We start from the raw sequence: 15,641 nt of genomic DNA, 5'->3' as shown, positions 1-15,641 counted from the left end.
TTAATTCGGCGATATTTTCGGCTTCATAGATCTGAATCTGATAGAATATCGCCTTTTGTTTTGCTCTGAATTTATTCATGAATGCTGTCGTTATTGCGATTGCAGTGATGTTCCTATTATCACTGGCACGCGTTTCTGTCGTACTGACTTTAGTGGTTTCTGCCATGGTAGGCGGCCTCGTAGCAGGTTTAAGCCTTTCTCAAACCGTTGATGCCTTTAACGCTGGTCTTGGAGATGGTGCTGAAGTCGCACTTGCCTATGCAGTGCTTGGGGCATTCGCTCTAGCACTTTCAAAATCCGGTTTACCTGATTTACTTGCCCATAAACTTATTGGTTTATTGGGAATGGAAGCGGGGAAAAGCCGTCAAACTAAAGTGAAATATTTACTATTAGGTATTTTACTTATTTCAGCTATTTTCTCTCAGAACCTTATTCCGGTTCATATTGCCTTTATTCCTGTACTCGTTCCGCCATTATTACGAGTAATGAACCATTTAAAGTTAGACCGTCGCGCAGCAGCCTGTGTACTTACTCTAGGTTTAGTCGGAACTTATATTTTTCTTCCGGTTGGTTTTGGTGCAATTTTCCTTGAACAAATTTTGATGGGGAATATTAACAAGGTTGGTGCTGCGTACGGCTTGCATGTAGAGCGGGGGATGATGTCAATTGGCATGGCTATTCCAGTTTTGGGGATGGTTTTAGGTACTTTGGTTGCTGTATTTATTAGCTACCGTAAGCCAAGAATTTATGCCGATCGTGCTATTACGCCAACTACAACAATTGATTTAGATAAACCTCTTCGTGCAACTACTCAAGTTGAAACAGCTGACTTAAAAGCTGATGCTGAAGAGCTAAAACATGAAGCAGAACAAGCACCGGTTATTGCAAAGAAAACGATCTTTATGGCATTGCTTGCAATCGGTCTGACACTCGCTGCACAGCTCTATTCTGGTTCAATGATTTTGGGTGGTTTAGTTGGTTTTGCTGTTCTATCTACCGCCGGAATTTTTAAGTGGCAAGATGCCGACGATGTCTTCGTGCAAGGTATGCGGATGATGGCATTGGTGGGTTTTATCATGATTTCTGCTGCGGGCTTCGCGTCAGTGATGACCCATACAGGAGATATTAATCAGCTAGTGAAAGGTGTAGTCGATATTATCGGAGATAACCGAGCACTCGCAGCTTTCTTAATGCTTTGTATTGGTTTATTTGTCACGATTGGTATTGGTTCATCCTTCTCTAGTGTTCCTGTATTAGCCGTTATTTATGTACCTTTATGCGTACAGTTTGGATTTTCACCTCTAGCGACTATTGCCCTTATTGGGACAGCCGCAGCATTAGGTGATGCAGGTTCACCAGCTTCTGATTCAACATTAGGGCCAACAGCTGGTTTAGGTGTAGATGGGCAACATGATCATATTTGGGATACGGTTGTGCCTACATTTATTCATTTTAATATTCCGCTATTAATTTTTGGCTGGATTGCTGCAATGGTTTTATAAATTTCTTATAAAATATTGAATGATTAACCTTCTTAATAATGATCTTTAGATTTAAATTAAGAAGGTTTTTTATTGACTAAATTAAAGATGTATTTTAAATAAATTATATTAAAACACTCAGAATTAAAAGTATATTAAAACGGTTGGTAATATAAAATAATCTTGATTAATAAGGTTGGAATAAAAACCAATTAAAATGGTTGGTTAATATATAATTTTATTTAAAACAGTTATTTAAAAATAAAATATAAAATAGTTTTATAATGAGTATTGCATGATATTAAAATACATGTTTATTATAAATATAAATAAGGTTGGAGATATTAAAGTGTTCAAAAAAGTTTTGGTTGTTGCGTTAATGGGGATGTCTTCTTTTACATTTGCTGGTAACTGGCAAGTAAAATTTGGTGGTAGTGTTATCGCGCCATCAGAAGATACGACACTTGCTGAAAACACTGTAGTTAAAGCAGACCATGAATATGCATTTACGCCATCAGTAGAATACTTTTTTGGTCAATCTCCATTTTCGGCAGAGTTATTATTAGCCGCACCAATTAACCATGATGTGTTGTTAAATGGAAATAAAGTAGCGAGTCTTAAACAGTTACCACCAACGATTACTGCTAAATATAATTTTAAAAATTCGACTCGTTTTACGCCATATATTGGTGTTGGCGCTACAGCATTTATTGCTTGGGATGAAGATGGCATTGTAAAAGATGTGAAAGAAGATTTTGGTGTTGCAGGACAAGTTGGTTTTAATTTCCAACCTGCTGATGCTAAAAATTGGGGCGTGTTTGTCGATGTTCGTTATGCTGATTTAAGTCCAGAAGTTACTTTAAATGACGGGACTAAGTTTGATTTAGATATTAATCCGTTTGTTTACACTTTAGGTTATAGCTATAAATTTTAAGCATAATAATAAATAGAACAATATAATAATAAACCTAGACTCAGGCACCTCACATATATTTTTATGTGAGGTTTTTTTATGAGTTTATTTGCACTAAAAAAAGCATAAAACAGACAGTTTTCTACACATCTTATGCATATTTTTTTCTAAACTAATTTTTATTCATTACAAACAGGGGAATAAAATCATGAATAACAAATTAGCGCTTTGTTTAGCACTTTTTAGTGGTATAGCGTTCACACAAAATTTACAAGCTGCAAGTTTCTCGTGTGATGCTGCAAAAACGAAAACGGAAAAAAGTATATGTAAAAACCGTTCCTTAAATGATGCAGATGTAAAAATGGCAACAACCTACCAAATTGTTCTGCATGCATTGCCGATGGGTGGGCGCGATAGTCAAAAAGATGCTCAGCAGCAATGGCTGAAAAAAAGAAATGCTTGTGCTGCTGGTGTAAGTTGTATTAGCAAAGCTTATCAGCAACGCCAAAAACAGTTAGATACGATATTGCAAGATAGAGTATTAAGTCATGGGCCGTTCTAATTAGAAAAAATTTTTAATATTCAGGATTGAAAAATTCTAGAAGTACTCCATTCATAAAGCATTCGAGAACAAACAGACTTCAAAATTTAAGGAGTGATTTATGAGTGAACAAGCATCACAAAATTATAGTTTCCAAGCGGAAGTTGCACAGCTTTTACATTTAGTGACGCATTCTCTCTATTCTAACCCTGAGATTTTCTTACGCGAGCTTATCTCTAATGCATCAGATGCATGTGATAAATTGCGCTTTGAAGGAATTAATCATCCTGAATATTATGAAAATGATCCAGATTTACATGTACGTGTCATTTTAAATAAAGAAGATAAAACTTTAACAATTTCTGATAATGGTATTGGCCTAAACCAGCAGGAAGCGATTGATAACTTAGGTACGATTGCAAAATCGGGTACTAAAGATTTCATGTCAAAATTGACGGGTGATCAAAAAGCAGATGCTCAGTTGATTGGTCAATTTGGTGTTGGTTTTTACTCAGGTTTTATTGTTGCCGATAAAATTACAGTGGAATCACGCCGTGCAGGTCTAGATGCATCTGAAGGGGTGCGTTGGATTAGCGGTGGTACGGGTGAGTTTGAAGTTCAGCAAATTGATAAAGCTTCCCGTGGTACCGATATCATTCTTCACTTGCGTGATGATGCGCTTGATTATTTAGAATCTTATAAAGTTAAGCAGATTATTAATAAATACTCTGACCACATTAGCTTGCCAATTGAAATGCAAAAAGAAGTTTGGCAAGAGGAAGAGGCGGCTGAAGGCGAAGAGTCTAAAGGCGGTCAAATGGTCAAGACTGGCGAGTGGGAAGCGATTAACTCAGCCAGTGCTTTATGGACACGTAACAAGAGCGAAGTGACTGAAGAGCAGTACGTTGAGTTCTATAAAAACTTAACGCATGACTTTGAAGCTCCACTGGCTTGGGCCCATAACCGTGTTGAAGGTAGCACCGAATATACACAATTACTTTATATTCCAAGTAAAGCACCACATGACATTTTTACTCGTGAAGCAAAAGCGGGCATTAAGCTTTATGTAAAACGTGTGTTCATTATGGACGATGCAGATAATTTAATTCCAAATTATCTACGTTTTGTTCAAGGTGTGGTGGATAGTGCAGACTTACCGCTCAATGTAAGCCGTGAGTTGCTGCAAGAAAGCCGTGATGTAAAAACGATTCGTGAAGGTAATGCACGCCGTGTGTTAACTGTGCTTGATGGTTTGGCTAAATCGGAAGATGAACAAGACCAAGAAAAATTTAAGACATTCTACAGTGAGTTTGGCTCAGTCATTAAAGAAGGCTTGGGCGAAGACTTTGGTAACCGCGAACGCATTTTAAAATTATTGCGTTATGCGACTTCAACAAATGATGAAGTGACGACTTCTTTCGCTGACTATAAGGCACGTATGAAAGAGGGCCAAAAAGCCATCTATTATGTGACTGCTGACAGTTTAGCAGCAGCGAAAAACTCGCCACAGCTTGAGTTGTTCAAGAAAAAAGGCATTGAAGTACTGTTAATGGCAGAGCGTGTGGACGAATGGGCAATGAACTTTGTTCAAGAGTTTGAAGGTACGCCATTAAAGAATGTTTCTAAAGGTGCGGTTGACTTAGGTGACTTGCAAGATGCTGAAGAGAAAAAGGCACTTGAGCAAGCAGCTGAACAGTTCAAACCTGTTGTTGATAAGCTAAGTGATTCATTGAAAGCGAAAACCAAAGAAGTACGCGTAACTACGCGTCTGGTCGATTCTCCTGCGTGTTTAGTGACAAGTGAAGGTGAGTTATCACCTCAACTCATCCGTATGTTAAAACAAGCGGGGCAAGAAGTTCCTGAAATTAAGCCAATTTTAGAAATTAACCCTGAACATCCATTAGTGAAAAAACTTGAAGGTTCAGAACATTTTGATGATTTGGCAAATGTGATTTTCGATCAGGCTGTTATTGCTGAAGGTGGTTTACCAGAAGACCCAGCAGCTTATGTAAAACGTATTAATAGCTTATTGCTGAAATAATTCGGCGTAAAAAAAGCCTCTGAACCGTCAGGGGCTTTTTTGTGGATAAAGAAAGAGTTATCCACAATCTGGTGATTTTTGGCTAAAAATTAGCTTCTAGGTTCATTTGAACGCTGAGTTGATGTCTCGGATCATCATCAATATGGTTAAAAAAATTAAGATCATTTTGCATAAAAAGCCAATTTCGCCACACAGGCTGGCGCCATGAAATATAAGGTCCCCAGCTATTTAGTCGCATATCATTTTTGGTATATACGCCACCACTATAAACACCGTAAGTCAGACTATTATCTTTTACAAACTCAAACTGTTGAAAAGTCCAGTTTCCCCAATTGTAATCTTCATTCTCGCTCTTGTTTACATTAAATTTATTGGAAAACAGTGTGTTGTCTTGAACCTTTTGCGTTAAGTTTAGGGTGGTTTCGGTGTAGTTCCGGCTGGCTGAACCATAACGGAAAATCTGCTCTGTATCCAAGCTAATGTTATGCCTTAAATTCCATTTTTTCTTTGCCAAAAATTGTACATAGACATCGCTTTCTGAGTTTGAACCTAAATCAAGATTATTTTCAAAAGGCATCCAGGTTGAAATGGTGGTCCAGCTTGCACTGAGTGGATTTGTTAAAGTAGCTTGATTTGACGAAGCCTTCTTCTTTTTTTTGCCTAAGGCTTTATAAGGATGTTCAGACTGCGCACGCTTCCATAACGTATCATTTCCAAATACCGCCATAAGCTCTTGAATTAAGGCTACATCGGGTAAAGCATTATTTGTCTCTATTTCACAAGGAGAGAGTGCAAATGGCAGAGATTGTCTGTTTGCTTTGTTGAGTTGGTTGGACGAGTAGGAATGTCGTCTTGAACGTTGGTGCTTTAAAGAAGTATAAAAAAATTGAGTATGCGGAAGTAAAGCCAATACGCCCAAACTATAAATACAAACTAACGCAGCCGATCTGTATTGAAATGAAAAAGGAGAGAATTGATTCATCGTTCAAAAAATAAAGAATCAAAAATTAGAATAAAATTTTAAGAGACTAAGCTTAAATTTTTATTTAAAAGTATTTTATTATTCATCACCTTGGATGAAGGTTCCAAGGTGATGTTTGGCAGCTTAAAAAAGAGCCTCTAAACGCAAGAATGTGCTGACAAAATGGTTGCGATCTTCGCGTTGGTCATTAAAGTAATTTACATCTCCTTGAACAAAGAACCATTCACGTAAAACGGGTTGGCGCCATGAAACAAACGGCCCCCAACTGTTTAAACGTAAGTCACTGTCGTTGTAATAACCACTTGTATAAATACCATAGTTAAAACGGTTGTTTGCAAAGAAACTATGCTCGCGGAAAGTCCGGTTTTCCCAAGCTAGATCATCGTCTTGGTCATCGGCATAGGTTAAGCTGAACTGATTCGATAAAAACGGTTGGTTTGGTCTGGCATGTGTAAGCTCAAGATTAGTACGTAAGTAGTTTTCGCTGTCTATGCCGTAACGATAGATTTGCTCTGCATAGAATTTAAAATCATTACGTAATTGCCAATCTCTTGATGCTTTTAAACGAACGTAAATATCGTCTCCAGAGCGAATACCTAAGTCTGCATCTGTTTCAAAAGGCAGTCTTTTAGAAAAATTTGACCAGCGTAAAGCAATGGAACTGTTGTCATCTCGAGTTTGCTTACCATCTAACTTCTTATTTGAATCTTGATTCGGGTTCTGGTTAATATTGGCTGGGCTATTATCAAATTCGTTATCTAAAGAGTCATCACCAAAGACCACGCTTAGACGTTTTTCTAGAGTAGGTAGCTTAATCCTACCTCGAATTCTGGGCTTAATTTCAAAATTGTCGTATTCATTCCAATAGTTATCGACCATTACACGGATGGTTGCTGTAGCAGGTTTCTGTGGGTCGACTTCACCAAACCAGTTATCAATTTTTTCAGAAGTACGATCGGCCCAATGACGAATATTCTTTTGTTTACGGTCAACCCATGTTTGATCTTCTGTTTGTTCGGTAGGTGGAACAATCGGTTGATTAGACTGCTCTGGAAAAATGGTTGGGGTCGCATCTACCCAACGTGGGATCTGATCTAATAGATTTTCATCTGTTGTAACTTCGGTTTGAACTCCAGATGACAAACCTTCTGCTTGCTGTTTTTGAGAGGAAGAGGTGGTTTCTGCATGAGTGATGCACACTGAACCGAATCCAATAGTTATAAGTGCAAAAAGCTGCCGATAAGGTATTACGTGAAATATTTTCATATCTATCTTTATGTTTTGTTGTTGTTTTCAATTTTGTTGATTTTTCTAATAAAATCAAGAGGACGACACAAAAGTTAAGTAAATTTAACTTTTTTTACATATTTGAAATAATTTAAAGAGTTTAAGCTAGTGGCGATTATTTCTAACCAAAAAAAATCCCCCAATTAAGGGGGATGATAGATCAAGGAAACTTCAAATTCCGATCATTAAACACATAAAAAACAGAACATTACAGCGCGAATATTCTAAGCCGCAATGATAAACTGATTTTAAACAATTGGATAGTTCTTTTTTTAGAACGCTCTATTGCTAAAATGGTGATAAAACATACGATTTAATCACACTTTCAATTGTGCTGACTTATTTCTGTGGAATATCACATGATTCATCATTACAAACAGCCGCATCATCCTGCTCAACTTCTTCAGCATTTGCTTTGAGCTGTGCTTGCTCTAAGACTTTTAAAAAGACTTCACGTGGTTGAGCACCTGCAAGTGCAATTCTTTGATCAAATACAAAAAATGGCACGCCAGTAACATTTAACTGCTCTTTCGCAATTTTTTCGTCATGACGAACAAAGTCAGATAGTTCATTTGTATCTAATACAAACTCAACTTCGGCATTATCAAGGCCAATACGAGAAGCGATTTCTTCAACAACTTCACGTTCACCAATTGCTAAACCTTCGGTCATATAAGCATGGAAGAAAGCTTCTTTTGCTTGGTTGCCTAGGCCTTTGCTTTGCGCAAGGTGGATAATACGGTGTGCATTAAAACTATTGCCAGAGTTAGCCTTTTGCCATTGGAAATCAATACCTTCAGAAGCAGCCATGGCCGCAATATTGCGCTCCATTTCTTCCATCTCTTCATAGGTACGGCCATATTTTTTAGCTAGACGCTCGGTGTTTGAAGTGTCATGTTTTGCTGGTGCATCAGGATCTAATTCAAAACTATGCCAGTGAATTTCAAGTTCAATACCTGCTTCAGCAGCTACATGTTCAAGGCGTTTTTTGCCGATATAACAGAAAGGGCAAACTACATCAGACCAGACATCAACACGCATGGGAGAATCTCATAAATTTTAATTACCCATCATAATAGGGATGATGTCCAAGGATTTAAAGCTTTGAATAGCGAATAGAGTGTTGCGTATTGTGAAATAAATGGCATATAAAGAAGATATAAGCTCTATTTTATAACTATAAAGAGCAAAACTATAAGAAGGGAAATAGGAGGTGTGTATGCGCCGAGTTTTGATTGCAATTGCAAGTCTGGTTGTTATCACGAGTATTATTTTTTTCACCTATCAACACATAAAACAGCAACAGGCCAAAGACAGTAGCCAAATGTTTGATGTGGTCATGACTGAAAAAATGAACCAGCTTTATGACCAAGCACAAGACTGGTCTAAACCCGTCCAGCTCGATATTCACGATAAACGGTTGGCAGGACACTATAAACAAATTTCAGAATTTCTTTTAAGTTATTGGATTCAAAATATAAATGCACGTAATGAATATTTAAGAGAGTTAAAGGCGGCAAAATGGGATACTTTTTTAAATGTTGATCGTTTAGATATTGATAAAAAACAGAAGTATGTAGAAACAGAAAAAATGTTAATCGATGTTCGTACAGCTTCAGATAAATATCAAACTCAATATGAAAAAATTCATAAAACCTTTTTAACGAAGGTTCAGGAATTATCTGTAGATGCAGAGATGAGACAACTGCTTGAAATGAAATTAGGTACTCAACAAAAAGCTGATAAAGATCATGCAATTTTTATGATTGAACTGCAAATTTTAGATAAAGCAGAAGAAATGTTTAAACTTCTAAAAAATTATGAATGGCAAAAGAAAGACCAAATGATTCTTTTTCATGAAAATGCTCAGGTCAAAAAGTTTAACCAGCTTTATCAAGATGTTTTAAAGCTGAATGCAAAAATTGAAAAAATTAAGAAAAGAAATGTAGCTGCATTAGAAGGAGAATTAAAAGAATAAATTGAACGTGAGCATCAAAATTTATGGATTGGTGCTCTCAGCTTTTCCTTTAGTTAAAAAAGATTGTAATAAACTTTGAGAAGTTTGTAGTTTGATTAACTGCTCGGACACGTGCATGAGCTCAGTTTGTAGCTTTTCTTGAACCACTGAACATAGCGTAAATATGCGTTCATCTAAATCAAAACAAGGCAACAAAGCCTGAATGTCTTTTAGATTCATTCCTGCATCATTTAATATTTTAATTTTCTTAATATTTTCAATATCTTTTTGCGTATAACTTCGATAGTTATTACTCGCCCGAAGAGGCTGTATAAGCCCTAAACTCTCATAATAACGCAGCATACGAGGGCTTACTTTTGTAAGCTCGGCAACTTTTGCAAGGTTCATAAAATAGGGTTGACCTTAACAGTGGTGTCATAGTTTAGCATGTTTATATCTTTCAAAATGGTACTTGTTCCATGATTAGAAAACTCATTTTATTGGTGTTATTCGGCTTCATGTCATTCGTTGCAAATGCCAAAACAATTGAACTTCAGGAGAACAACATGCGTCAAATATTTGTACTTCATGGTTACTCTGCTTCTATAGATGATCACTGGTTTTTAGATTTAAAACATCAAATAGAAGATGAACATACCACTGTTACTTTAATTCCATTTCCAGACTCGGAACACCCAGATGTGGAAGCATGGCAGAAGGTTTTAGACCAACATATCCCTGTTGTAAATGAAAATACCTACTTTGTTGCACACAGTTTAGGTGTGATTACTTTGCTGCACTTTTTACAAAGACATGATTATCAAAAGATTGGTGGAATGATTTTAGTATCTGGATTTTCTGGACCTATTTCAGATTTTTCTCCACTCGATGCTTATATAACAAAAAGCAAAGTCGATACGAGTTACTTTCATGACATAAAGAAAAAACTCGTTTATTTGTCTGATAATGATGATTTGGTTCCACCAAAACTTACGATTCAATTCGCTAAAGATATTGAGGCGCCGTACATTACAGTACCTAATGGCGGGCATTTTTTAGGTAGGGAAGGTTATACGAAGTTTCCGCAAGTAGTGAATTCTTTAAAAGAGATGTTAGGGAAATAATAAAAATCCCCGTATTGATCGGGGATTTTACTTTTTGAAAAATCATTGTTTTTCAGGGAGAGTTTATTAAGGCTGGTAAATGATACCCATGACTTTCGCAGGTAAAGCGATAATATCGAAAGTTAAGGTAAACGGAAGCAGTGGTAAATTTGCTAGTTTCTCCTTAGTTGATAAGGGCACTTTTCCGCTTTTATCGTGAAGATATTTGATTCTGACGTGATATGGCTTAGATAAAGGGGTTATTGTTTTAAGATTGTTTACAGGAGGATAAACAGTTCCTTCAAGATTAAGATCAAATTTATGTGATTCTAACTTTTCTGTGCAGTTACACTGAACCACGCCATATTGTTTGAATAAAGTTAATTCCTTTTCATTCAGTTTTCCATTAGGTGGAGTGTAAGAAAATCTAATATGTCCGTTAAAATGGTTACTGTTGGAAGCAGGTGCAATAAAATCCAGATCATTACTTATTTGAATATATTGTGGATTTAACTGGCTAATTAATTGAATGAAATCGTTACCGCCTTTACTAATGACATAACTATATTTTTTACCTGCGATGACAATACTGTTCTCCGGTTCATTAGGGAGAGATATTGATGGTTTTCCGAATGCTATCACATCATCTTCAACTAAAGTGATCCATTCATGGCCTGACTCATATTTTGTAAATAGCTCTCGTGTACTTTCACCAATAACACGATTACTCGTACAACCAGTGAGAAATAAACTGACTAGCAGGCAGCTCATGAGAAAGTTCTGATTTAATATTTTAAAGTTCATTATTTCTGTTGAATTCAATGGATTTATAAAAGTCTGACTATAAACAAAAGATCTTAATATTTAAATCTAACAGTATGATCTGACTTAGTCACATTCAGGCTAATTTCTAAAATATTTTTATAAAGTTCCCTACTATTACATTAAAAATTTTAATTATATTTACCGTTTATCTGAGCCTTACTGAATCAAAACCAACTTTGTTGTAGCCTATTTATAGATACTTTTAATTTAATCATCATCTTTTAATTTGAATAGGGTGACTGATTTTTGGAGCAAGTTATGAACTTTCTAAAACAATCAGCTTTGATCGCTGCATTTGCTTTTATGGGTTTACCGACTGTTCAAGCTGAAGAAGTTGCTACTTTACCAACAATTCGCGTTATGGCTGAATCTGAGCTGCGTGAAGAGGTAGGATTTGTACCATATCAGGAAGATAAAAAAGTGCGTCAGGCTCTGCAACATCGTGAGTATAAAACTCATTACGATATACAGAATGCTTTAGTCCCTGAAGGCATGGCTACGGTAGATTATCAGCCAGTCATGGCCCAGCCAGATTTGTCTCAATTTTCTCCGTTCTTACAAGAATATATTTTAGCGGTAGCAGGGGGAATACAATCCTCTGACCCGACCAGCGGTATTTTTAAAATGTTAGAGCCTCTGAAAATTAACCGAAGTAATGTCGATGCTTATCGTGAGGGTACGATGAAAGTGAATATTACTGACCTCATAAATTTACAACAGCAAATTCAAGATGGTTTAAAAGGCCGATAAAAAATCCCCGCATTGAGCGGGGATTTTTTATCTTGGTGTTAATTAAACACGTTCGATAATCGTTGCAATACCTTGACCAAGGCCGATACACATCGTTGCAAGACCGATTTGAGTATCTTGTTGTTCCATTACGTTTAACAACGTAGTGGTGATACGTGCACCAGAACAGCCTAGTGGGTGACCCAAAGCAATCGCACCACCATTTAAGTTAATGATGTCTTGCTTGTCATAAACACCTAAGCCTTTCATTACTGATAAGCCTTGAGCAGCAAATGCTTCGTTTAACTCGATAGTCTGAATATCAGCCATCGTTAAACCAGCACGTTTAAGCGCTTTTTGAGTTGCTGGAACTGGACCATAACCCATGATTGCTGCGTCACAGCCTGCAACAGCCATAGAACGAATCACAGCACGTGGTTTTAAACCTAACGCTTGTGCGCGCTCAGCAGACATAAGCAACATTGCAGAAGCACCGTCAGATAAAGCTGAAGATGTAGCCGCAGTTACAGTACCACCTTTTGGATCGAATACAGGACGTAAAGCTTTGAACGATTCAAGGTTTGCATCTGGACGAATCACTTCATCAATGTCGCAAAGGATTTTAAAACCATTTGCATCGTGACCTTCAACACCAACGATTTCGTTTTTGAAACGACCTTCTTGTGTTGCAGCCCAAGCGCGGCGGTGAGATTCAACACCAAAGGCATCTTGTTCTTCACGACCAATGCCATTCATACGACCTAGCATTTCAGCAGTTAAGCCCATCATGTTAGATGCTTTTGCATAGTGTTTAGAAGCTTCTGGGTTTAAGTCGATGCCGTGCATCATACCTACGTGGCCCATGTGCTCTACACCACCAATAATGAAGATATCACCTTGGTTGGTTGCAATCTGCGCAGCAGCCGTATGAAGCGCTTGCATAGAAGAACCACAAAGACGGTTAACAGTTTGACCTGCCACAGTTTTTGGTAGGTCAGCCAATAAGCCGATGTTACGTCCAATGTTCATACCTTGCTCTAGAGTCTGGTTTACACAGCCCCAGATCAAGTCTTCAACTTCATTGGTATCAAACTGGTTACGAGCAACGAGTGCACGAACTAATTCAGCAGATAAGCTGTCAGCACGTACATTGCGGAACATACCGTTTTTGGTTTTACCCATTGCAGAACGTACGCCATCAACGATGACAACGTCACGTGGATTTAAAGTAGCCATTCACGTTGCTCCTTAACCGTAGAATTTTTTGTTGTTAGCAGCCATGTCACGCAACATTTGTGGCGCTTCATAAGCCTTACCTAAGTGTGCATATTTGTCACAAAGCGCAACGTATTCAGCAACACCTGTTTGGTCGATATAACGACATGGACCACCACGGAATGGAGGGAAACCTACACCCATAATCATTGCCATATCAGCTTCAGCTGCAGTTGCAACGATGTTGTCTTCTAAGCAACGAACTGTTTCGTTACAGAAAGCAAGCATCATGCGGTCAATGATTTCTTGGTTATCAAACTCGCGTTTCTCACCAGTAACGAAAGGAGCAATGATTTCATACGCTGTTGGATCAACAGTTTTTGCTTTCTTGCCTTTCTTGTCGAGTTCGTATTTGTAGAAACCAACGTCATTCTTTTGACCAAGACGTTTAGCTTCGTACATTGCTTGGATTGAACCTTTGTAGTCTGGCTTCATACGGTCTGGGAAACCTTCAGCCATCACTTCTGCACCGTGTACACCAGTGTCAATACCTACAACGTCGATGAGGTAAGCAGGACCCATTGGCCAGCCAAACTTAGACATCACATTGTCAACTTGTTGGAAGTCTGCGCCGTCTTTTACAAGAAGGTCAAATGCACCAAAGTAAGGGAACAATACGCGGTTAACCAAGAACCCTGGGCAGTCGTTTACAACGATTGGTGTTTTACCCATTTTTTGAGCAAGAACAACAGTAGTTGCAATCGCTTCTTCAGAAGTTTTTTCACCGCGAATCACTTCTACCAATGGCATCATGTGAACTGGGTTGAAGAAGTGCATACCTACGAAGTTTTCAGGACGTTGTAAAGCTTTCGCTAAACGCGTAATTGAAATTGTAGACGTGTTAGACGCAATGATCGTGTTTTCACGAACATGCTTTTCAGTGTCTGCAAGAACGATTTCTTTAACTTTTGGATTTTCGGTAACTGCTTCGATCACGATGTCGACTTCTTTAAACTCATCGTAGCTTAAAGTAGGACGGATACGTGCAAGCGTTTCACCCATTTGCACAGGTTTCATTTTCTTACGTTCAACTTGTTTAGTTAACAAGCTGTTCGCTTCTGACATACCTAGTGCAAGTTGAGGGTTACCAATATCTTTCATGATAATTGGTGTGCCTTTGCTTGCCGCTTGGTAAGCAATACCACCACCCATGATACCAGCACCAAGTACAGCTGCTTGGTTTACAGGGTGAGCACCTTTTTCATGTTTCTTAGCAGTTTTCTTAACAACTTGGTCATTGAGGAATAAACCAATCAATGCACCAGCTTGTGGAGTAATCGCTGCTTTAGCAAAACCTTCAGCTTCAGCTTTTAATGCTTCGTCACGAGTAAGGCTTGCACCCGCTTGTAATGAGTCAAGTAATAGTTTTGGAGCAGGGTATTGAGCCGGATTCGCTTTAGCAAGTACTGCACCTTTAGCTGTGTTAAACGCCATCATTTGTTCAAGCGGGTTCAATTTTACAGCATCAAGTTTTTCTTGACGTTTGGCTTTCCAGTTCAAACGACCAGAAATTGCTTGTTTAACTAAGTCTGTTGCAGCTTCCAGTAATTTATCAGCAGCTACAACCGCATCTACAGCACCATCTTTTAGCGCAGCAGCCGGTTTTTTAGGAGCAGCCATCGCCATCCATTCAACCGCGTTGTCGATACCGATAACACGGCTTAAACGTACGCTACCACCAAAACCTGGGTAGATACCAAGTTTGATTTCTGGTAAGCCAACCTGTGCAGTTTCTGACATCACTCGATAGTCACACACTAAACACATTTCAAAACCGCCACCTAACGCCATACCGTTAATAGCAACAACTTTTGGAATGTCTAAATCTTCAAAGCTATTGAAGATTTCGTGAACAGGCATAAGCCAGTCAACAATCGCTTTTTCACCTTGAGCGAAATTTTCACCAAACTCGGTAATGTCTGCCCCAACAATAAATGTTGATTTGCCTGAGGTAACAACTAAGCCTTTAATATCATTATTTGCTTTTACCGCAGCAATAGCAGCTTGGAAATCTTCAATTGTTGCACGGTTAAATTTATTGACCGACTCACCTTGTAAGTCAAAGCGGAATTCTGCAATTCCGTCCGAAAGCATTTGGACGGTAATGGCATTGCCAGCGTGGATCATGCCTGATCTCCTTGGTTTTGGAGGACTTCTAAGTTGATGTTATGAAGCGTGTGTACAGCTTCGGTACACATTTATGCTTCGCTAATCTTACGATAACTATATCTAAAAAAAACCTGACAAGTTGTATCAAGCCGTGACGCAAGGGTCATCAAATTTTTTTTAACAACTTTCTTAAACTATATATATGAAAAATACATTTTTATTTAAAAGACTGCTTACTGGCAGGAGTTCAATATGAACAGAGAAAATCTAGCAGATAGTTAATTATTTTAATTTTGAACTGGTAATAAAAAATTAAGAGTATTTGAGAATTATTAGACAGAAAGTATTGTCTATTTTTTTATCTTTGGATAAACTTTGTGTTATAAAAATGTTCAATA

Annotated in this window: 14 protein-coding genes; 7 read left to right on the top strand and 7 right to left on the bottom strand. The window is 37.8% G+C overall.

Annotated elements, in window-relative coordinates; all coding sequences use genetic code 11:
- The first annotated feature begins 77 nt into the window (after nucleotides 1-77).
- The 4 genes from KTH84_RS17960 to htpG all read left to right on the top strand — a co-directional run bounded on the left by KTH84_RS17960 (nucleotide 78) and on the right by htpG (nucleotide 4,976).
- Nucleotides 78-1,502, top strand: a complete 1,425-nt coding sequence (locus KTH84_RS17960; protein ID WP_042894430.1) for a Na+/H+ antiporter family protein — start codon at nucleotides 78-80, stop codon at nucleotides 1,500-1,502.
- Between the two features lie 328 nt (nucleotides 1,503-1,830).
- Nucleotides 1,831-2,415, top strand: a complete 585-nt coding sequence (locus KTH84_RS17955; protein ID WP_133975715.1) for an OmpW/AlkL family protein — start codon at nucleotides 1,831-1,833, stop codon at nucleotides 2,413-2,415.
- A 187-nt stretch (nucleotides 2,416-2,602) separates the two neighbouring features.
- Nucleotides 2,603-2,956, top strand: coding sequence for a lysozyme inhibitor LprI family protein (locus KTH84_RS17950; protein ID WP_042894431.1), 354 nt, complete (start codon nucleotides 2,603-2,605; stop codon nucleotides 2,954-2,956).
- A gap of 100 nt (nucleotides 2,957-3,056) precedes the next feature.
- Nucleotides 3,057-4,976: a molecular chaperone HtpG gene (gene htpG / locus KTH84_RS17945; RefSeq protein WP_133975713.1), complete on the top strand. Its 1,920-nt coding sequence runs from the start codon at nucleotides 3,057-3,059 to the stop codon at nucleotides 4,974-4,976.
- Nucleotides 4,977-5,058: 82 nt separating this feature from the next.
- Here the strand turns inward: htpG and KTH84_RS17940 are convergent, their stop codons facing one another.
- The 3 genes from KTH84_RS17940 to KTH84_RS17930 all read right to left on the bottom strand — a co-directional run bounded on the left by KTH84_RS17940 (nucleotide 5,059) and on the right by KTH84_RS17930 (nucleotide 8,286).
- Entirely contained in the window at nucleotides 5,059-5,958 is a 900-nt protein-coding gene (locus KTH84_RS17940; RefSeq protein WP_262474563.1) for a selenocysteine synthase, read from the bottom strand.
- A 123-nt stretch (nucleotides 5,959-6,081) separates the two neighbouring features.
- The gene (locus KTH84_RS17935) at nucleotides 6,082-7,224 is read right to left on the bottom strand and encodes a hypothetical protein (RefSeq protein ID WP_202742503.1); all 1,143 of its coding nucleotides are present in this window, start codon (nucleotides 7,222-7,224) and stop codon (nucleotides 6,082-6,084) included.
- A gap of 360 nt (nucleotides 7,225-7,584) precedes the next feature.
- Nucleotides 7,585-8,286, bottom strand: coding sequence for a DsbA family oxidoreductase (locus KTH84_RS17930; RefSeq protein WP_133975707.1), 702 nt, complete (start codon nucleotides 8,284-8,286; stop codon nucleotides 7,585-7,587).
- Nucleotides 8,287-8,464: 178 nt separating this feature from the next.
- Here KTH84_RS17930 and KTH84_RS17925 point away from each other — a divergent pair, with 178 nt between their 5' ends.
- Complete coding sequence (locus KTH84_RS17925) at nucleotides 8,465-9,223, top strand: hypothetical protein (RefSeq protein WP_262474560.1); 759 nt, start codon at nucleotides 8,465-8,467, stop codon at nucleotides 9,221-9,223.
- A gap of 21 nt (nucleotides 9,224-9,244) precedes the next feature.
- Here KTH84_RS17925 and KTH84_RS17920 read toward each other — a convergent pair whose 3' ends face one another.
- Nucleotides 9,245-9,610 carry a MerR family transcriptional regulator gene (locus KTH84_RS17920; RefSeq protein ID WP_262474558.1) on the bottom strand — a complete coding sequence of 122 codons (366 nt, stop codon included), beginning with the start codon at nucleotides 9,608-9,610 and terminating at the stop codon, nucleotides 9,245-9,247.
- Nucleotides 9,611-9,681: 71 nt separating this feature from the next.
- On the opposite strand from KTH84_RS17920, the gene KTH84_RS17915 reads away from it, so the two are divergent.
- Nucleotides 9,682-10,326 carry an RBBP9/YdeN family alpha/beta hydrolase gene (locus KTH84_RS17915; RefSeq protein ID WP_262474557.1) on the top strand — a complete coding sequence of 215 codons (645 nt, stop codon included), beginning with the start codon at nucleotides 9,682-9,684 and terminating at the stop codon, nucleotides 10,324-10,326.
- Nucleotides 10,327-10,392: 66 nt separating this feature from the next.
- Here the strand turns inward: KTH84_RS17915 and KTH84_RS17910 are convergent, their stop codons facing one another.
- Nucleotides 10,393-11,109: a hypothetical protein gene (locus tag KTH84_RS17910; RefSeq protein ID WP_262474556.1), complete on the bottom strand. Its 717-nt coding sequence runs from the start codon at nucleotides 11,107-11,109 to the stop codon at nucleotides 10,393-10,395.
- A gap of 279 nt (nucleotides 11,110-11,388) precedes the next feature.
- Here KTH84_RS17910 and KTH84_RS17905 point away from each other — a divergent pair, with 279 nt between their 5' ends.
- Nucleotides 11,389-11,880 carry a hypothetical protein gene (locus KTH84_RS17905; RefSeq protein WP_262474555.1) on the top strand — a complete coding sequence of 164 codons (492 nt, stop codon included), beginning with the start codon at nucleotides 11,389-11,391 and terminating at the stop codon, nucleotides 11,878-11,880.
- A gap of 42 nt (nucleotides 11,881-11,922) precedes the next feature.
- Here KTH84_RS17905 and fadA read toward each other — a convergent pair whose 3' ends face one another.
- Together fadA and fadB are read right to left on the bottom strand one after the other, a co-directional pair.
- Complete coding sequence (gene fadA / locus KTH84_RS17900; protein ID WP_005045141.1) at nucleotides 11,923-13,095, bottom strand: acetyl-CoA C-acyltransferase FadA; 1,173 nt, start codon at nucleotides 13,093-13,095, stop codon at nucleotides 11,923-11,925.
- 12 nt (nucleotides 13,096-13,107) lie between these two features.
- Nucleotides 13,108-15,261, bottom strand: coding sequence for a fatty acid oxidation complex subunit alpha FadB (gene fadB, locus KTH84_RS17895; protein WP_262474553.1), 2,154 nt, complete (start codon nucleotides 15,259-15,261; stop codon nucleotides 13,108-13,110).
- Nucleotides 15,262-15,641: the final 380 nt, after the last annotated feature.

It is taken from the genome of Acinetobacter sp. WU_MDCI_Abxb74, assembly GCF_025513915.1.
Lineage (GTDB): Bacteria > Pseudomonadota > Gammaproteobacteria > Pseudomonadales > Moraxellaceae > Acinetobacter > Acinetobacter calcoaceticus_C.
This window is presented reverse-complemented; position numbering and strand designations above follow the sequence as displayed.